Here is a 16513-nt window from a genome sequence, read left to right as displayed (position 1 = left end):
CTGGCTTTAGTTGAATTTGCGTACCTGGCTGAGTAACTTACCGACTTAAGATCGTTTTTTTGTTCTGAGATAAATAACAGTTAATTATTCTTAACCGGAACAGTATCGCCTGCAAATTAACGGCAATCTACTTTTTCCATTATGCTCAGCGTAATGCTGAGTTAAAAAAACGCCGGTGAGCGGGAGGGGTTTTATTGCTAAATCCTTCATTGAACTGCATCTGGAAAATATCAACAAGCCCTGCACTGACTGAAACGGGCGGCTGAATGTGTAGTATCCCCCTTAAACGTGCTTTTATGAAGAGGATAATCTTTCCTGTGAGGCTTTATCCATAAAATGTCCGCGTATGCCAGATATTGCCTGGGTTTGTTATCAGTAAAGGCTATGAGTCAATATCAACCCACGCCATTTCTGTTTTTACTCCCAGGCTGTAAAAAACGGCCTTTGGCACGCCGGAAGGCAGGTTAAAACCTGTAAGGCAATTTCGCTAACGGGGTTCCAGTATTAATCAGCAGATGAATAAAGGCAGGGGGGCAGAGCGTAACCGGCGGACAGAACCTCTGCCTCTTCTGGAGAAGTCGCCAGCGTTCAGAGTGAATGGGTTAAAGCCAGACGTTACGATGCCAGGACGGTTAATGCAATTCAGTTACAGGATAAAAATATAAGCTATGTAAAAATCACTTCCGGCAAAGAGCAGGACCGGTCAGTTTATGAGTTGAAAATGTGGCAATCAGCTTCAGGCCTGGACGCTATCACGACAAAAAAGTAATAAATAAGACCGGAGACCAAATGTAACCGGGCGAGCATACTTTTTCAGGCGGACTTTTAAGTCCTCTGCCGGTGAACGGGCTCTCCGGCTGCTTATGCCGGATCTGAATATTTTTAATCCAAATAAATCAAAGTATTAGGTTTTTTTCTTATCTAATGCTGGCATGCCATGTTTCTTTACATTCTCTTTTCAAATCATAACGATTATAATCTTTTGGATAAGCATTTTTTTAATAAATCCTGACGATTATCTTTGACACGATGAGTTTCAAACAATGGCTGTAAGCAAGCACGCTAACATTGTTATTGCAGGTGGGGGCTTTTTTGGTCTTTATATTGCAGAACAGCTGGCATTAAAAGGATGTCACGTCACCTTATATGAGATGGCGAAATCGCTAATGTCGAGAGCGTCATATGTTAACCAGGCTCGTGTTCATAATGGTTACCATTATCCCAGAAGTGTACTGACCGCCCTGCGGTCCCGGATTTCTTTCCCTCAGTTTGTCAACGAATTCAGAGATTGCATCGAAAGCGATTTCGGGAAGTATTATCTTATTTCCAGTCACCTGGGCAAGGTCAGCGCATCACAGTTCAGGCAGTTCTGCGCACGTATTGGTGCCTTTTGTGAAAATGCGCCAGCAAAAGTTCAGCGGCTTGTTAATCCGGCTATGATTGATGCGGTATACACCACCACCGAATACGCGTTTAATTCTCATAAACTGCGTGACATGATGTTGGAGCGTTTACAGGCAGCCAGCGTAAATGTGGTGACTGAAGCGGTGGTAACGAAAGTAACGCAACGCGGTAATGGACTGACCGTCAGGGTTGCGCGCGGCAGCGAAGAGGAAGAAGTGTATGCCGATCATCTTTTCAACTGCACCTATTCCCGCATTAATTATTTGCTTGACGCTTCTGCCATTGAGCTGATCCCGTTCCGACATGAAATGACCGAAATGTGTCTGGTTGACGTGCCTGATGAGCTAAAAAAAATGGGCTTCACCGTAATGTGCGGACCCTTTTTTTCTGTGATGCCTTTTCCCTCAACAAACTATCATTCATTCAGTCATGTGCGTTACACGCCGCACTATCAATGGGAAGACCAGACGAACGCACCTTATCATGATGCCCGTCAGAAGTATGATTCGTCCCACAAAGCCAGTGCGTGGCGATACATGATAGCCGATGCACAGCGCTATATCCCTTCGCTCAGTGAGTGTCAGTACAAAGAGTCAATTTGGGAAGTGAAAACGCTGCTGCCACGCAGTGACTCCGATGATTCACGGCCGATTTTGTTCAAAGCCAATCATGGATTGCAGGGCCTTCATTGCATCATGGGGGGGAAGATAGACAACATCTATGATGCCCTTGCAGAAATTGAGCGGGTGATAAGGTTGAGTTAATGAAAAGTGAATCTTTCGTATCAGTAGTGATTGTGGTCCAGTCTGATGTAGAAGAGATACACCCCACCTTACTGGGGGTGTATCGGGTTCTGGACGAACATTATACCGACTTTGAAATGGTTATTATCGCTGCAGGGCTCCATTCCACCAACGCCCAGGCTGAAGACGCGATCCTGAAAAACATTCCCGGTGTGCGTATTATCCATCTCTCAGCCGAAGTCAGCATTGATGTTGCTCTGGCTGCTGGCCTGGAAAATGCGATTGGTGATTTCGTCGTGTTATGGAATCCCTGTTCCGATCCGCTGGATGCTATTCCGGGCATGGTGAGCCAGTGTCGTGTCGGTCAGGATGTGGTGATCGGGGTAACGACTCGCGCAAAATCGCTTTCATACCGTTTCATCCGCACGGTGGCAAATAAAACGCTGCACGCCATAGGGTATGATTTACCCAAAAACTCTACCTGTATGCGCTGCCTCAGTCGCCGGGCGGTAAATGCCGTCACCCGCGTGGGACGTTTTCATCACCAGTTTTTTTTGCGTATTCAGAAAACAGGTTATCCGGTCGGCATTTACACCTATGTTCCCCTTCGTGAGGCAGAAGGGCTGGGATTATTAACATCGATCCGGCGTCTGTTACGTCTGATGGTATTCAATTCATCCCGACCTTTACGCTGGATGTCCGGTATTGGTTTTTGCGGCAGCCTGGCAGCATTCATATTTGCCAGTTACAGCGTGCTTATCCATTTACTGAATGGTCATGTTGTTGAAGGATGGACGTCACTGGTGTTCTTCATGTCGCTGCTTTTCAATTTGCAGTTCATTATGATGGCATTTTTTGGTGAGTACCTGGGACGACTGCTGGATGAAAGCAGCGCCCAAAGCGAATACGCGGTGGTTTATGAACGCCACAGTGATGTGATGCTGAATACCGATCGTGTCAATGTATTAAGCGAGGCCGTTTCGCCAGAAAATAATCGGGTGCAAACGGGCCGCAACAATTAAGTTCGGGGTGATAAGTGGATGCGTTAATTGGATTTACCGGGTTTGTTGGTGCAACGTTGCTGAAACAAAAAACGTTTCAGGCATTATACCGCTCGACGAATATTGCTGATATTTGTGGCCAGTCTTTCGACACTGTGGTTTGTGCCGGTGCACCCGGACAAAAATGGTTGGCCAATAAGCAACCGGAAAATGATCGTGCCTGTATAGATTTGCTGATTGAAAAAATTAAAACGGTAAAGTGCAAACAGTTTATTTTGATCAGTACCGTTGATGTTTTTAAAAACCCGGAAAATATTGATGAACACAGCCCGGTTGATGAGGAACAATTACAGCCTTACGGTTTGCACCGTCGTGAGCTTGAAAAGTTTGTTGCAGCGCATTTTGACCAGTCACTGATTGTCAGATTACCGGGTCTGGTCGGGCCGGGGTTGCGAAAAAATATTATATTTGACTTCCATCATAATAATAATATCGGGAATATCGACTGCCGGGGTACTTTTCAGTTCTATCCGATGATAAACCTCTGGTATGACATTGAAATCGCTTTGAAAAATAAGATTGAGCTACTCCATCTTACCGCTGAGCCGCTCTCGGTAGCAGAAATTGCAAAAGCAGGATTTGGTATGGATTGTACCACTCAGCTGAGTGGAAAACCGGCTAATTACAATATGCAAAGCCGCTATGCCCGTTTATTTTCAGAGAAAAATGGCAATTATCAGTACAGCAAGCGCGAAACGCTGATGGCGGTGAGGGCATACGCTCAGTCGGAAAATAAAAAGGGATAACCTGAGGTGACAAAATTATCTTTTTCGAATATAGCCTGGGATGTCTCTGAAGATCATCAGGTTGCCGCACTGCTTAATCAGTATCAATGTGATGCCATTGATATTGCGCCAGGGAAATATTTTCCTGATGTCGTCAATGCCACGACTGAGCAAATAAAGGCCACCGCTAGCTGGTGGCGTGAGCGGGGAATATCTGTTGCCGGCATGCAGTCTCTGCTTTTTGGCACACAGGGACTTAATCTGTTTGACGCGGTGGACGTTCGCCAGCGGATGTTAAATCATCTTGAGGCAGTTTGCCGAATTGCCGCGGGTCTTGGCGCCACCCGCCTGGTATTCGGTTCACCAAAAAACAGAGACAGAAAAAGTCTGTCTGACCATGAAGTGGCAGCAACGGCGGTTAATTTCTTTCGCGCTCTGGGCGATATCGCCAGCGATTACTCGGTTATTATTTGTCTGGAGCCGAACCCAGCCTGTTATGGTGCAAATTTTATGATCACCACGCCGGAAACCGCTGAGGTGGTACAGGCCGTTAACCATCCGGCTGTGCGTATGCAATTTGATACCGGTGCTGTGACGATTAATAATGAAGATCCTTTTCAGCTGCTCGCGCAATACGGTGAACTGATTGGCCATATTCACATCAGTGAACCAGGGCTGGTTCCTCCGGGTTCGGGGCAGGGCGACCATGATCGTTTCAGTCAGGCAATTCGTCGTCATTTATCCTCTGAGTATGCCACCATCGAAATGCTGGCGACCAACGACCAGCCCCATCTGCAATCGATTGAAAATGCACTGGCTTTTGCAAGCCCGCATTATGGAGCAACAAAATGAAATGGTTGATCCTGCTGCTGGGTATTGCATCTAATGGTTCTGCCAGCGTGCTCATTAAACTGGCCATGACACCGCCGAGAAAATTCCCATCGCTCAGCGAGCCAATGGCGGCATTACATAACTGGCCTTTCTGGCTTGGTTTGGGGCTGTATGGCATGGCGTTTGTATTATATGCCGCCTCACTCGCCTTTTTACCGTTAAATGTGGCGCACCCCGTTTTGACATCCGGTGCCGTTGCATGTGTGGCCCTGCTCTCATTCCTGATCTTCCGTGAACCTTTCTACTGGACCACGGCAGCCGGAATAATGCTGGTAATCGCCGGAGTTATTTTGATAACAACTAAAGTGAAATAAGGCATAAAATGGAAAAAATTATCTGCGATAAAAACTGGCAGGTGCCTGATTATCAGGTGAAGTTATTTCAGGAGAAAAGGCATTCCTGCTGCGTTGTTATCCCTGTTATCAATGAAGGCGAAAGAATTACCCGTTTATTGAGTCGTATGACGGCGATTAATATTGCCTCTCTTGCTGATATAATCATTATTGATGGTGGCAGTAATGATGGTTCTCTGGCGGAAGAAAAATTAATTAATAATCATGTCCGTACCTTACTGATTAAAACCGGTCCGGGGAAATTAAGCGCACAGCTTCGTTGTGCTTATGCCTATGCGCTTGAACAGGGTTATGAAGGGATCATTACCATTGATGGTAATGACAAAGATGATCCTGAAGCGATACCTCGTTTAATTTCTGCCCTGCAACAGGGAAAAGATTTTATACAGGGCTCGCGTTTTATTAAAGGGGGGGTATCCGAAAATACGCCCTTGTCCCGCTATCTCGCTATCCGCTGGATCCATGCGCCATTGCTTTCTCTGGCATCGGGTTTCAGGTGGACTGACACCACACAAGGCTTTCGCGCATACAGCAGTAAAATGTTAGCGGATCCGAGGGTGGCTCCATTTCGCGCTATCTTTAACAGCTATGAATTACTGGCCTATCTCTCATACCGGGCACCAAAACTGGGATACCAATGTGGTGAATTAGCCACGGTGCGAAAATACCCTAAAGGAGAAGTTCCGACAAAAATAAGTAGCGTCAGAGGAAATTACGCGGTGTTTAAGACATTGCTTTCTGCCTGCCTGGGAAAATACAATCCGAAAGGACAGTAAATAATGTCACAATCAATCATTCATTCCGATAATAAAATCACCGACCTCAAATTGTTTGCTATCATCTTTGGGGTGATGTTTGCCTATCTTCATCCGGCGGGATTTAACGGTAGTACCCTTCAGACCCTGGAACAATGGATGAATATGACCAACCATATGTTCCAGGGGACGAATGATTTTCTTTTCAGTTATGGCCCGCTGTTCTGGATGACAGGTGGAACCGTTGCCCAGTACAGTGAGTTTTCGTACTGGATATCACTGGTATTTATGAGTCTGGTCGCCTCTCTGTTCTGGTTTTATCTGATGCGATTGTGCGGGTACTTTTCAGCATGGTTTCCGTTTGTTGTGGTTGTTTTTCTCTATCTTTATCAGATTATCATTCCAACAAACTTTTTTATGCTCACGCCTCTTCTGCTGGTGGCCTGGTATGAATGCGTGCGGAAAAATGTACTGAATTCACGCACTGTCGTGTTGCTTGCTGTTGTGACGGGAATGCTGTTTTACATCAGGTTTGTCTATGGCATGACCGCAATGTTGAGCATTGGGGCTTACCTTTTTTCTAAATCAGTTATTGATAAGAAAATAAAAGCCACATGCCTTTTCGTGTTGTTTTCCTTATTAGCCTATTTTGTCTTTGGTCTGTCAATTTTTCATCATTTCCACAATATAAAAGATTACGCCATTGTCAACTCTCAGCTCAGCTTTGGTAATGCTGTTGATATGACATTTGATAATGTACTGGGAGGAAATGTCTGGTTAGCTATATTTGTCATTTTTGCGGTGACCAATCTGTTTTTAATTATCAACTACCCGGCAATGGTGTTGACTTTTAATATCCTGTTATTAGTGCTTGTTAAACTGGGTTTTGGCCGCGCCGATCACTATCCGGGTTATTTTGTTTTACCTGTTTCCGTCATGGTAATGGTCACCTGTTTCCATCACCAAAAATGGTGGCGCGGCGTTTTCGCCATTACCATCTGCTCACTGATTTATATATCAAGCGTACCGATTGTTGCTGGTTTTTTACCTCCCGTTCCTTTTTATACCCATGAGAATTTTTTGGTTTCACCCGAAGACAGAGCCGCTGAAAAATATCATGATTATCTGCTGCCCAACGATGTTACTCAGCTGATTGGTGCAAAATCTGTCGACGTTTATCCCTATAATAATGAATTCCTGCTTGCGAATAAGCTCAATTACCGTCACCGGCCACTTTTTCAAAACTTCATGACGCTCACCCCACGGCTGGATAAAATGAATCAGGCGTTTTTCGAGAGTGAGGATAAGCCTGACTTTGTATTATGGCATGCGTCGACATTTTGCCAGGGCCAGACTTGTAACAGCTTCGAAGGTTTCGACCGTAAATATGCGCTTAATGAGGATCCTCTTACCAGCACGGCGGTTATGCTGAATTACCATGTAGTGAAGCATTTTTATGTTAACAATAAACCGGTCATGTTATTGCAACGCAATACCGATACCCGTTTTTTTCAGCCGCCTGTTGAAGATAACCATCGCGCCACTTTCGGACAGTGGATTACTATACCCTACAGTGCCGACAGCCTCGTTAAAATTTTCCCGGTGTTTAAACTGACCGCTTTTGCCAGGTTCAAAAATACATTTTATCGGGGAGACGCGCTGTACGTGCACTACCTGATGGCCAACGGCGAGGAAAAGCAATACCGGCTGAATATACTCAATTCTGTCAGTGGTGTGGTCGCCTCACCGCACTTATATTCATTCCCTTTTCATGGAGAGCGAGTGCGCAAAATAAAATTTACCGTTTCGTCAGATAATTATTTTGCGAAGGACTTCAGCTATGCGTGGGATAATATTCCGCTAAAAGGAATTAACATTGAACCTTCGGTAGGAGAAAGGTTAAGCCATATTGAATACGAGGGTGAAGCAACCAAAAATCTGTGCACGGGTGTTATCGACTCTGCGAAAGTGTCCACAGAGAATGGCGAGCCTGAAGTTTCGATACAGGGCTGGCTGGCACTCACCGCAACGGGGTTGTCCTCTCCCGACCGGGTGTTTATTCGTGGTACTGATGCCAGAGGAGAGGAGTATTTTATCACCACACAAACGGTAACACGGGGCGATGTGGCGGACAGTTTCAAAAATAATGCGTTACAGAACTCCGGCTATAAGTCCTGGTTCTCATTGCCCGCCACAACGGGTGACAACGTGCTGAGTCTGGTGGCGCTGAAAGATAAAAAACTCTACCGCTGTGACAACATTAATTACCACTATCACTGAAACAAAAGCAGCCCTCTTGCAGGGCTGCTGTCTCAGACACCGAACCTGTCACGAAGCGAGTACCAGGCGGCACCCATCGCCGTCAACGGGACGCGAAAACGTCGGCCACCGGGGAAGGGCAGATGAGGCAGTCTGGCAAAGGCATCGAAACGCTGAGGCGCTCCCTTCAGCGCTTCGGTCACCAGTTTTCCGGCCAGATGGGTGAAGGTGACACCATGACCACTGTCCCCCTGAATATAAAACACACCATTTTCCAGTCTGCCAATCTGCGGCATTCTTGAGAGCGTCAGCAGGAAATTGCCGCTCCATGCAAAATCAAATTTAATCCCTGCCAGCTGTGGGAAGGTTTTCAGCAGCTTTGGCCTGATTAACGACACAATATCCTGTGGTTCGCGTGCGCCGTAAATCACGCCGCCGCCATAGAGCAGGCGGTTGTCTGCCGTCAGGCGGAAATAGTCCAGCAGATAGTTGCAGTCTTCCACGCAGTAATTATTGGGTAACAGTGCAAGGGCCCTGTCGGCCGGGAGCGGTTCACTGGCGACAATCTGTGAGCCGCAGGGGATGCTCCTGCCTGCCAGTCGTGGCTCAAGATGGGGCGCCAGATAAGCATTCCCGGCGAAAATAACATATTTTGCGCTAACGTTACCCTGCGCGGTGCTCACCCGGTGAGGATGGTCGTAGCTGACGCCGGTCACTTCGGAATGCTCATAGATGCGGCCGCCGTGACGACGAATAGCTTCTGCTTCACCCAGTGCCAGGTTCAGCGGATGCAGATGGCCGCCACAGCGATCCAGCAGCCCCCCGACGTAGCGCCCGGTGGCTATCTCGCGATTGATGGCGGCACGATCAAGCAGCTCCAGTTGGTGATTGCCATAATGCTGCCAGCTTTTATGCTGTGCTTTCAAATGCTGTAGCTGACGCTGATTCAGCGCGGCAAAAATCCCCCCGGCGCGGTAATCACAGCTGATGGCATAACGCTCAATACGATCACGAATGATCGCCGCCCCTTCAAACATCATGTTACCCAGCAGCCGGGCGCTCTCCCGGCCATAGCGCTGCTCAATCACATCCACATCACGGCTGTAGGAGTTGACCACCTGGCCACCATTGCGACCGCTGGCACCAAAGCCAACTCTGGCGGCTTCCAGCACCACCACATCATAACCGGCTTCGGTGAGAAACAGCGCTGATGAAAGGCCAGTAAAGCCTCCGCCGATAATACAGACATCGCACTGAATGCTGTCGTTAAGCTGTGGCCAGGGCGCGTGTGGATTTGCGGTCGCGGCGTAGTAACTCTTCACATGATCCATAACTCCCTCCTGGTGAGTGCCTCAGCTCAAAAGTTGGCTGGCGTGTGCGCACTGACAATCCGGCACGGATACGCCGAAGAATTGCAGAAACTGTGGGGATTGCCGGTATCAATGACGTAGCTTTGCCCGGCTTTCAGATGATAGCTCTGACCACTGATGGTAAGAGTGATTTGCCCTTCCAGCAGCGTACCGGTCTCTTCTCCCTGATGGCGGATTTTTTCACCCGTGGTGGTGCCAGGTTGATAGGTTTCCAGCAGCATGGCCAGCGTACGCTGTGGATTGCCATTATGAATTAACCGCAATGAGACTCCCTGACTGCCGATATCAATCAAATCCTGTTCATCGATCACCACCTTTGGCGTGTTAACCCCGGCGGCTTCAGAGAAAAATTCGGAGAGGGAAAGATCGTAGACTTTCAGTAACTTCTGCAAGGTGCTAACTGCCGGACTGACTTTGTCCTGTTCGATAGTGCTGATAGCACCGTGCGTCAGCCCGGAAAGTTCCGCGACACGCCGCTGTGACAACCCCCGCTGCTGCCGAATTTCTGCTAAACGTCTTCCGTGAGCATGAGTGGCTTCTTTCATTGCCGTGTTTCCTTTTGATGCCCCTCGCAGGCGTGGATAAACCCATCGAACAGCTGGCGTGACAGGGCTGATGCATCGCTTTGCCATTCCGGGTGCCATTGCACCGCGAGCGCGAAAGGATGTTGCTGCAGACTGACAGCCTCAATCAGCCCATCGGCCGCGAGAGCCTCAATGCGTAGCGGGGTGCCCAGGGTGCGGATCCCCTGCTGATGGAGCGAGTTAACCCAGAGTGTCCCGCCGCCTGTGACCAGTTGAGACAGCAGCCCACCCGGCTCGACATACACTTCATGAGAGGGTGCGTACTGCTGGTCGAGGGGCAGCGATTCGTCTTCACGGTGATCCTGAAAACCAGCCTGCGTATGCAGCTGACGATGTAATGTTCCACCGGTGGCCACCACCAGCTCCTGCAGGCCCCGGCAGATAGCCAGCAACGGAAGTTGCCGGGTCATGACAGCCTTTATCAACGCAAAAGCCAGCGTGTCGCGGCCTGGGTCGGCGTATATTTCGGTGCCGGCTTCACCGTAATGGTGAGGTTCGATATTACTGGGGCTGCCGGTCAATAAAATACCACTCAGTGGCGCCAGTGCGCTGTTTAACAGCTCGGGTGATGACATAAGACCGTGTGGCAGGGCCAGAGGAACGCCGCCCGCCCGCAGAATAGCATCTGAATACTTGTTATGGACCGTCTGTGTGGGATGTCCCTGATAGTTAATCTGGCACATCACCACGCCAATCAACGGCTTGTTAAAAATAGTGTCCACGCCGCGTCTTCCTTTCTTGTTCAATATATCAACCAGCAAAGGTGCCCCTGGTGTTGTTCTGTGCAAAGTTGTGTCAATCCTGGTCTTGACAGAACAATATTTAAACGGTTTTACTGGCAAAATAAAGCTCGGTGTAACATTTGCACACTTTTTGTGTTAGCGCTATGTTATGTGAGTGGCTGTTATTTTGAGCAGGACTGATAACTAAAACAGGCGGGTGAGATGATGACCAATCTTGTCGAAGTAGAAGATTTCACGAGGCACAGTGAAGAGAAACGAACCAGCGCGTTCCAGCATGAAGTTAACGCTTATCTGGAACGCCATCCCGAAACCCGGCATGTTGATATCCTCCTCAATGACTTAAATGGTGTCTTTCGCGGTAAACGCATCCCTGTCTCAAATCTGCTCAAACTGGAAAAAGGCTGTTATTTTCCCGCTTCGGTTTTCGCTATGGACATCCTTGGTAACACGGTGGAAGAGGCCGGCTTAGGCCAGACGCTGGGCGAACCTGATAATATCTGTATTCCTGTTGAAGGCTCTCTTGTTCCCTCTGCCGCCGACCCACAGCATCTGGCTCAGCTTCTGCTGACCATGCGCAACCAAGATGGTACTCCCTTTGACGTTGAACCCCGGAACGTACTGAACCGACTCTGGCAACAGCTGCGTAACAGAGGTCTGTTTCCGGTGGTAGCGGTAGAGCTGGAGTTCTATCTGGTGGACAAACAGCGAGACGCAGAAGGCTACATTCAGCCACCCTGTACGCCGGGCAGCGACGAACGCAACATGCAGAGCCAGGTTTACTCGGTCGATAATCTGGACCACTTCTCCGCGGTACTGAAGGAGATAGATGAACTGGCAGGAAAGCAGGGCATACCTGCCGATGGTGCGCTGGCGGAAGCCTCTCCCGGACAGTTTGAAATTAACCTGCATCATACCCAGAACGTGCTCAGCGCCTGCGATCACGCGGTTCAGCTCAAACGTCTGGTACGGCAGGTCGCTGAAAAACATGGGATGAACGCCACCTTTATGGCCAAACCCTATGAAGAATATGCCGGGAGCGGAATGCATATTCACGTCAGTATGCTGGATGCCGCCGATCACAATGCCTTTATTAATGATGACGGCAGCAACTCGCCGCTGCTGAAACGGGCGCTGGCCGGGATGATTGACCTGATGCCTGCATCAATGGCGCTGTTGGCACCGAACGTTAACGCTTTCCGGCGCTTTCTGCCTGACGCTTTTGTACCGTTACAGGCTTCCTGGGGGCATAACAACCGTACCGTGGCGCTGCGTATCCCCTGTGGCGATCCTGACAATCATCGCGTGGAATACCGCGTGGCCGGAGCAGATGCCAATCCTTATCTGGTGGTGGCTACGGTGCTTGCCGGGATACTGCATGGCCTGGATAATCAACTTTCACTGCCACCTGCCGTCAAAGGCAACGGTCATGAACTGGATGGCAACCCTCTGCCGACCCGCCAGAGTGATGCACTGTACGAATTTGAGCAAAGTTATCCGCTGCAAAAGCTGCTGGGTGAGCGCTTTGGCTTTGTCTGGCACAGTTGCAAACACCATGAGCTGATGCATTTTGAGCGGCTTATCACCGCCACTGAAATTGACTGGATGCTGAAAAACGCCTGAAGCAACCGCCTGTCATTTCTGCCTCATCCATCGGCTGGCAAATAACTACTGGGGGGAAGCGCTTGTCTTCCTGCCCGCGATTGATGCAAAATATGCCCCCTGCAAAACAGATATCCGTAACCGATGCTAACTGATTGCGTCGGTTATTTTTTTGCCGATGATTTGTCATGCCGGCCCGACGCAGGGCGGATAGCCACGTTAAACACACCTTTGTGTCTTTGAGGAAAAAAAGATGGGACAACATTTTATTACTCCGGCAGCCGCCGGTAAGCATCTTCGTGACGACTACGGCGCCGCAGCCGGTTTGACCTTCAGCGCCACCTGCCCGCCTATGTTTTTAACCAAGAAAAACGCTCGCCTGACGCGAAGTTTCCCTGTGGTTCAACCGCTAAAGGTTGAAGCTCACGGGAGGCTGAATCATGTCGCTTAATCCTCAGACGTCTGCCGCTGTGCCGCGCGCTAAGCTTAAAAAATCACTGACGCTGTTACCTGTGGTAATGATTGGCCTGGCTTATATGCAGCCAATGACCCTGTTTGATACCTTTGGGATTGTCTCTGGCCTGACCGATGGTCATGTGGCCACTGCGTATGTTTTTGCGCTGATCGCTATCCTGTTTACTGCACTGAGCTATGGCAAGCTGGTTCGCCGCTTCCCATCCGCTGGCTCCGCCTATACTTATGCGCAGAAAGCCATCAGCCCGCACGTTGGTTTTATGGTTGGCTGGTCATCGCTGCTGGATTACCTGTTCATGCCGATGATCAATATCCTGCTGGCAAAAATCTATTTTGAAGCCCTGGTTCCCGGCATTCCGTCGTGGATCTTTGTGGTGCTGTTGGTGGGCTTTATGACGCTTTCCAACCTGAAAGGCATTAAAACCGTTGCCAACTTCAACAGCGTTATCGTGGTGTTGCAGGTGGTGGTGATGGTGGCGATCATGGTGATGGTGATTGACGGCGTTGCCCACGGTGAAGGGGCCGGAACCCTGGTCAGCAGCAAGCCATTCTGGTCTGAAAACGCCCATGTGGTGCCGATGATCACCGGAGCCACTATCCTCTGCTTCTCGTTTCTTGGTTTTGACGGTATCAGTTCACTGTCAGAAGAAACCAAAGATGCCGGGCGGGTTATTCCAAAAGCTATCTTTCTGACCGCCTTGATCGGGGGCGTTATCTTTGTCGTCGTGTCTTATTTCCTGCAACTGTACTTTCCTGATATTTCCCGTTTTAAAAACCCGGATGCATCACAGCCGGAAATCATGCTTTACGTCGCGGGCAAGGCTTTCCAGTTTGGCATTCTGATTTTCTCCTGCGTCACCGTACTGGCTTCCGGGATGGCGGCACATGCTGGTGTCTCCCGACTGATGTATGTGATGGGGCGTGATGGCGTGTTCCCGGCGCGTTTTTTTGGCTACATTCATCCGGCGTGGCGTACTCCGGCGCTGAATGTGTTGCTGGTGGGGGTGATTGCCCTCAGCGCCATCACCTTCGATCTGGTTACCGCAACCGCGCTGATTAACTTTGGCGCACTGGTGGCCTTCACCTTTGTTAATCTGTCGGTGATTTCTCAGTTCTGGATCCGCGAGGGCCGAAACCGGACGCTGAAAGATAACGTCAATTTCCTGTTGCTGCCGCTGTGTGGCGCGTTGACGGTCGGTGCGCTGTGGGTAAACCTTGAGGAAAGCTCCATGACCCTTGGTCTGATTTGGGCCGCAATTGGGTTGATTTATCTGGCTTTTGTTACCCGCAGTTTCCGCAATCCTGTGCCGCAGTGCACTGAAGAACCAATGTAGGTCACCTGCCTGACTGCCCCGTAAAAACCGGGGCAGTTTTTAAGCTCAGGAAAGCAGCTCTCTGGCATACTCAAACAACGCCTTCAACTGACCCTGCCGGGTTTGATCGCCTTCATACTGCATCAACAGATCTTCCAGCTGCTGCACATAGTCCTGTATCCGCTCAGGGTTAAGCGCGTCGCGGCGGTGCTGTAACCAGCGATTCTGCTCAGCTTCATCCAGCGTACCCGGGAAATTTCGCGCCCGATAGCGGAAAAGTAGCTTTGCTATGCGACGATCGTTAAAGGTCAAATCCAGCGCCGGTAAGTGCTCCGGTGCCGTTTGCTGAATGATATTCATCGCCGTGCGATCGGCATCGCTGAAAAAACCGTCATAGAGCTGTGCATCGACATCATCAGAAGGGGTGAAAGGTTCTGCACCGGCAAACAGCGCCACCACCTTTTCACGGATCTCCGGGTGCTGACGTAGCAAAGAAAGGTTATCCAGACAGCGCTGACGCTCTATCCCCAGTCGCTCAGCCTCTTCCGGGCGCAGGGTACTGGCAGGTGCCACTACCGGACATTTATTGATATGTACCAGCTTGACCGGCACCGGAGAGGCGTCTGCAAGATCTTCACGCCGGGTATAAAGACGTGTTCGCAGCCGATCGGCATCCAGCTCAAGTAACGGTGTCATATCACCGGCTAAATCGCAGGTAATCAGCGCGTTTTTGTTCACCGGATGCCAGGCCAGTGGCGCAATCCAGCTGGTATTACCACGACATGCGCCGAACATACCGGAGATATGCACCAGCGGCTTCATCTGCGGAATATCGATTAACGACATGATTTTTTGCTTGTTGCGATGGCTGAACAGAAACTCATAGAGGCGTGGCTGCTTCTCTTTCACCAGCTTTGCCACAGAAATAGTGGCCCGGACATCGCAGAGGGCATCGTGCGCGTTCTGATGCGCAACGCCGTTGGCTTTGGTCAGATGCTCCAGACGAAAACTGGGGAAACCCTCCTCATTTTCCGGCCATGCAATGCCGTCGGGACGCAGTGCATAGCAGGCACGCATCACATCCAGCAGGTCCCAGCGACTGTTGCCGTGCTGCCAGCTCCAGCCATAGGGATCGTAAAAATTGCGATACATCAGATTGCGGGTAACTTCATCATCGAAGCGAACATTGTTATAGCCGACAACGCAGGTGCCCGGTTCACTGAACAGCTGGTGGATACGTCGGGTGAACGCGGCTTCGTTGATGCCTTTTGACCGCGCTTCCTGCGGCGTAATGCCGGTGATCATCACCGCCTGTGGCTGGGGAAGATAGTCATCCGCTGGCTGACAGTAAAACACCTCCGGTTCACCAATGACGTTGAAATCCATATCGGTACGGATAGCAGCAAACTGGGCAGGGCGGTCCAGCGAGGGACTCTGACCGAAAGTTTCATAATCGTGGAAGAGGAATGTTGGCTGTACTGGCTGGTCTTTCACGGTAGTAAAGTATCCACGGTTGATAAATTATCTTCATGTTTTGAATAGGAAAAATATTCTTAACGGGTGATTTTTGCTTCTTTTTGTAGATCGGTGACGGTGGGTGCCTTCGCCAGTACATGGCAAATTGAGTACACGGTGAAGACATAATCCGGCGAGTACAAAATATTAGTATGGCTATCAGCGACACAAGTCTTCATGCCATCTATGGTAAACCATATTCCCACACACCTGAAATAACAGATTCAGACAGGGTGAGGAGCACTGCTCGCGGAGTGATCAACTTTCAGTACTGTTACTGGACTGTCCACACAAAGCAGCCGGGATCGGGTTATGCCTGGCGGGATTATTGTTGAAAACAATCCGCTCAGAGCGGGAAGGTTTACGTCTGGGGAGTTTGAAAAGTGGCAGGGTTTTCCTGTTGGCTATACCGAACTGGGGAATACATTACACAGATATCACTTACTGGGTAATTCGATGATTGTCCCTGTTATAAAATGGATTGGGAGAGAATTCACAGCGCGTTGTGATAAGCAATAACGTGGGGTAGCTCACACTTATTCTCAGGATAAAAATGGTGAGTTTTAAAGGTCACTGTTGGTTGCTTACGTAGCTAAATAGCTATATGGACACCTCTCCGATGCAAGCACCGGCAGGTCTCTTTCTGACAAAGTAGCCACACACATATATCCGGCTTCGTGAGCCCCGATGAACATCCGTACTCTCTGTCCTCATTAGTGCCATG

The 16513-nt window shown here is 49.4% G+C and carries 15 protein-coding genes; 11 read left to right on the top strand and 4 right to left on the bottom strand.

Annotation, left to right across the window (positions count from 1 at the left end):
- Positions 1–1043: 1043 nt before the first annotated feature.
- Genes EB241_RS00080 through EB241_RS00050 form a run of 7 tightly spaced genes read left to right on the top strand, consistent with a single transcriptional unit; the run spans position 1044 to position 8212 of the window.
- The gene (locus tag EB241_RS00080) at positions 1044–2168 is read left to right on the top strand and encodes an NAD(P)/FAD-dependent oxidoreductase (protein WP_124231206.1); all 1125 of its coding nucleotides are present in this window, start codon (positions 1044–1046) and stop codon (positions 2166–2168) included.
- The gene (locus EB241_RS00075) at positions 2168–3169 is read left to right on the top strand and encodes a glycosyltransferase family protein (RefSeq protein WP_124231205.1); all 1002 of its coding nucleotides are present in this window, start codon (positions 2168–2170) and stop codon (positions 3167–3169) included. Before EB241_RS00080 ends, EB241_RS00075 begins: the two co-directional genes overlap by 1 nt.
- Positions 3170–3183: 14 nt before the next feature.
- The gene (locus EB241_RS00070) at positions 3184–3954 is read left to right on the top strand and encodes an NAD-dependent epimerase/dehydratase family protein (protein WP_124231204.1); all 771 of its coding nucleotides are present in this window, start codon (positions 3184–3186) and stop codon (positions 3952–3954) included.
- Positions 3955–3960: 6 nt separating this feature from the next.
- Positions 3961–4785 (top strand): sugar phosphate isomerase/epimerase family protein, encoded by an 825-nt coding sequence (locus EB241_RS00065; protein ID WP_124231203.1) that lies wholly within the window; start codon positions 3961–3963, stop codon positions 4783–4785.
- The gene (locus tag EB241_RS00060) at positions 4782–5138 is read left to right on the top strand and encodes a DMT family transporter (RefSeq protein ID WP_124231202.1); all 357 of its coding nucleotides are present in this window, start codon (positions 4782–4784) and stop codon (positions 5136–5138) included. The genes EB241_RS00065 and EB241_RS00060 overlap by 4 nt, the downstream gene beginning before the upstream one ends.
- An 8-nt stretch (positions 5139–5146) precedes the next feature.
- On the top strand, positions 5147–5953 hold the full coding sequence (locus tag EB241_RS00055; protein WP_124231201.1) for a glycosyltransferase family 2 protein: 807 nt from the start codon (positions 5147–5149) through the stop codon (positions 5951–5953).
- Positions 5954–5956: 3 nt separating this feature from the next.
- A complete protein-coding gene (locus EB241_RS00050) occupies positions 5957–8212 on the top strand; it encodes a hypothetical protein (RefSeq protein WP_124231200.1) in 2256 nt (751 codons plus the stop codon).
- A 32-nt stretch (positions 8213–8244) separates the two neighbouring features.
- Here EB241_RS00050 and EB241_RS00045 read toward each other — a convergent pair whose 3' ends face one another.
- The 3 genes from EB241_RS00045 to puuD are packed head-to-tail and all read right to left on the bottom strand — an operon-like array spanning position 8245 to position 10867.
- Positions 8245–9522, bottom strand: a complete 1278-nt coding sequence (locus EB241_RS00045) for an NAD(P)/FAD-dependent oxidoreductase (protein WP_124231199.1) — start codon at positions 9520–9522, stop codon at positions 8245–8247.
- A gap of 26 nt (positions 9523–9548) precedes the next feature.
- Positions 9549–10106, bottom strand: a complete 558-nt coding sequence (gene puuR, locus EB241_RS00040) for an HTH-type transcriptional regulator PuuR (RefSeq protein WP_124231198.1) — start codon at positions 10104–10106, stop codon at positions 9549–9551.
- Positions 10103–10867 carry a gamma-glutamyl-gamma-aminobutyrate hydrolase gene (puuD, locus tag EB241_RS00035; RefSeq protein ID WP_124231197.1) on the bottom strand — a complete coding sequence of 255 codons (765 nt, stop codon included), beginning with the start codon at positions 10865–10867 and terminating at the stop codon, positions 10103–10105. The genes puuR and puuD overlap by 4 nt, the downstream gene beginning before the upstream one ends.
- A 222-nt stretch (positions 10868–11089) precedes the next feature.
- On the opposite strand from puuD, the gene EB241_RS00030 reads away from it, so the two are divergent.
- The 3 genes from EB241_RS00030 (at position 11090) to EB241_RS00020 (ending at position 14295) form a co-directional block, all read left to right on the top strand.
- Positions 11090–12508, top strand: a complete 1419-nt coding sequence (locus EB241_RS00030; RefSeq protein WP_199737280.1) for a glutamine synthetase family protein — start codon at positions 11090–11092, stop codon at positions 12506–12508.
- A 232-nt stretch (positions 12509–12740) separates the two neighbouring features.
- Positions 12741–12938 carry a hypothetical protein gene (locus tag EB241_RS00025; RefSeq protein WP_124231196.1) on the top strand — a complete coding sequence of 66 codons (198 nt, stop codon included), beginning with the start codon at positions 12741–12743 and terminating at the stop codon, positions 12936–12938.
- The gene (locus EB241_RS00020; protein ID WP_124231195.1) at positions 12928–14295 is read left to right on the top strand and encodes an APC family permease; all 1368 of its coding nucleotides are present in this window, start codon (positions 12928–12930) and stop codon (positions 14293–14295) included. The genes EB241_RS00025 and EB241_RS00020 overlap by 11 nt, the downstream gene beginning before the upstream one ends.
- A gap of 45 nt (positions 14296–14340) precedes the next feature.
- On the opposite strand, the gene sbcB is transcribed toward EB241_RS00020, so the two are convergent.
- On the bottom strand, positions 14341–15768 hold the full coding sequence (gene sbcB / locus EB241_RS00015) for an exodeoxyribonuclease I (RefSeq protein ID WP_124231194.1): 1428 nt from the start codon (positions 15766–15768) through the stop codon (positions 14341–14343).
- Positions 15769–16101: 333 nt separating this feature from the next.
- On the opposite strand from sbcB, the gene EB241_RS21715 reads away from it, so the two are divergent.
- On the top strand, positions 16102–16308 hold the full coding sequence (locus tag EB241_RS21715) for a DNA cytosine methyltransferase (protein WP_124231193.1): 207 nt from the start codon (positions 16102–16104) through the stop codon (positions 16306–16308).
- Positions 16309–16513 lie beyond the last annotated feature (205 nt).

Source organism: Erwinia psidii (assembly GCF_003846135.1).
Classification (GTDB): Bacteria; Pseudomonadota; Gammaproteobacteria; order Enterobacterales; family Enterobacteriaceae; genus Erwinia; species Erwinia psidii.
The sequence above is the reverse complement of the archived record's forward strand: the minus strand, read 5'-3'. Positions and strand labels throughout refer to the sequence as shown.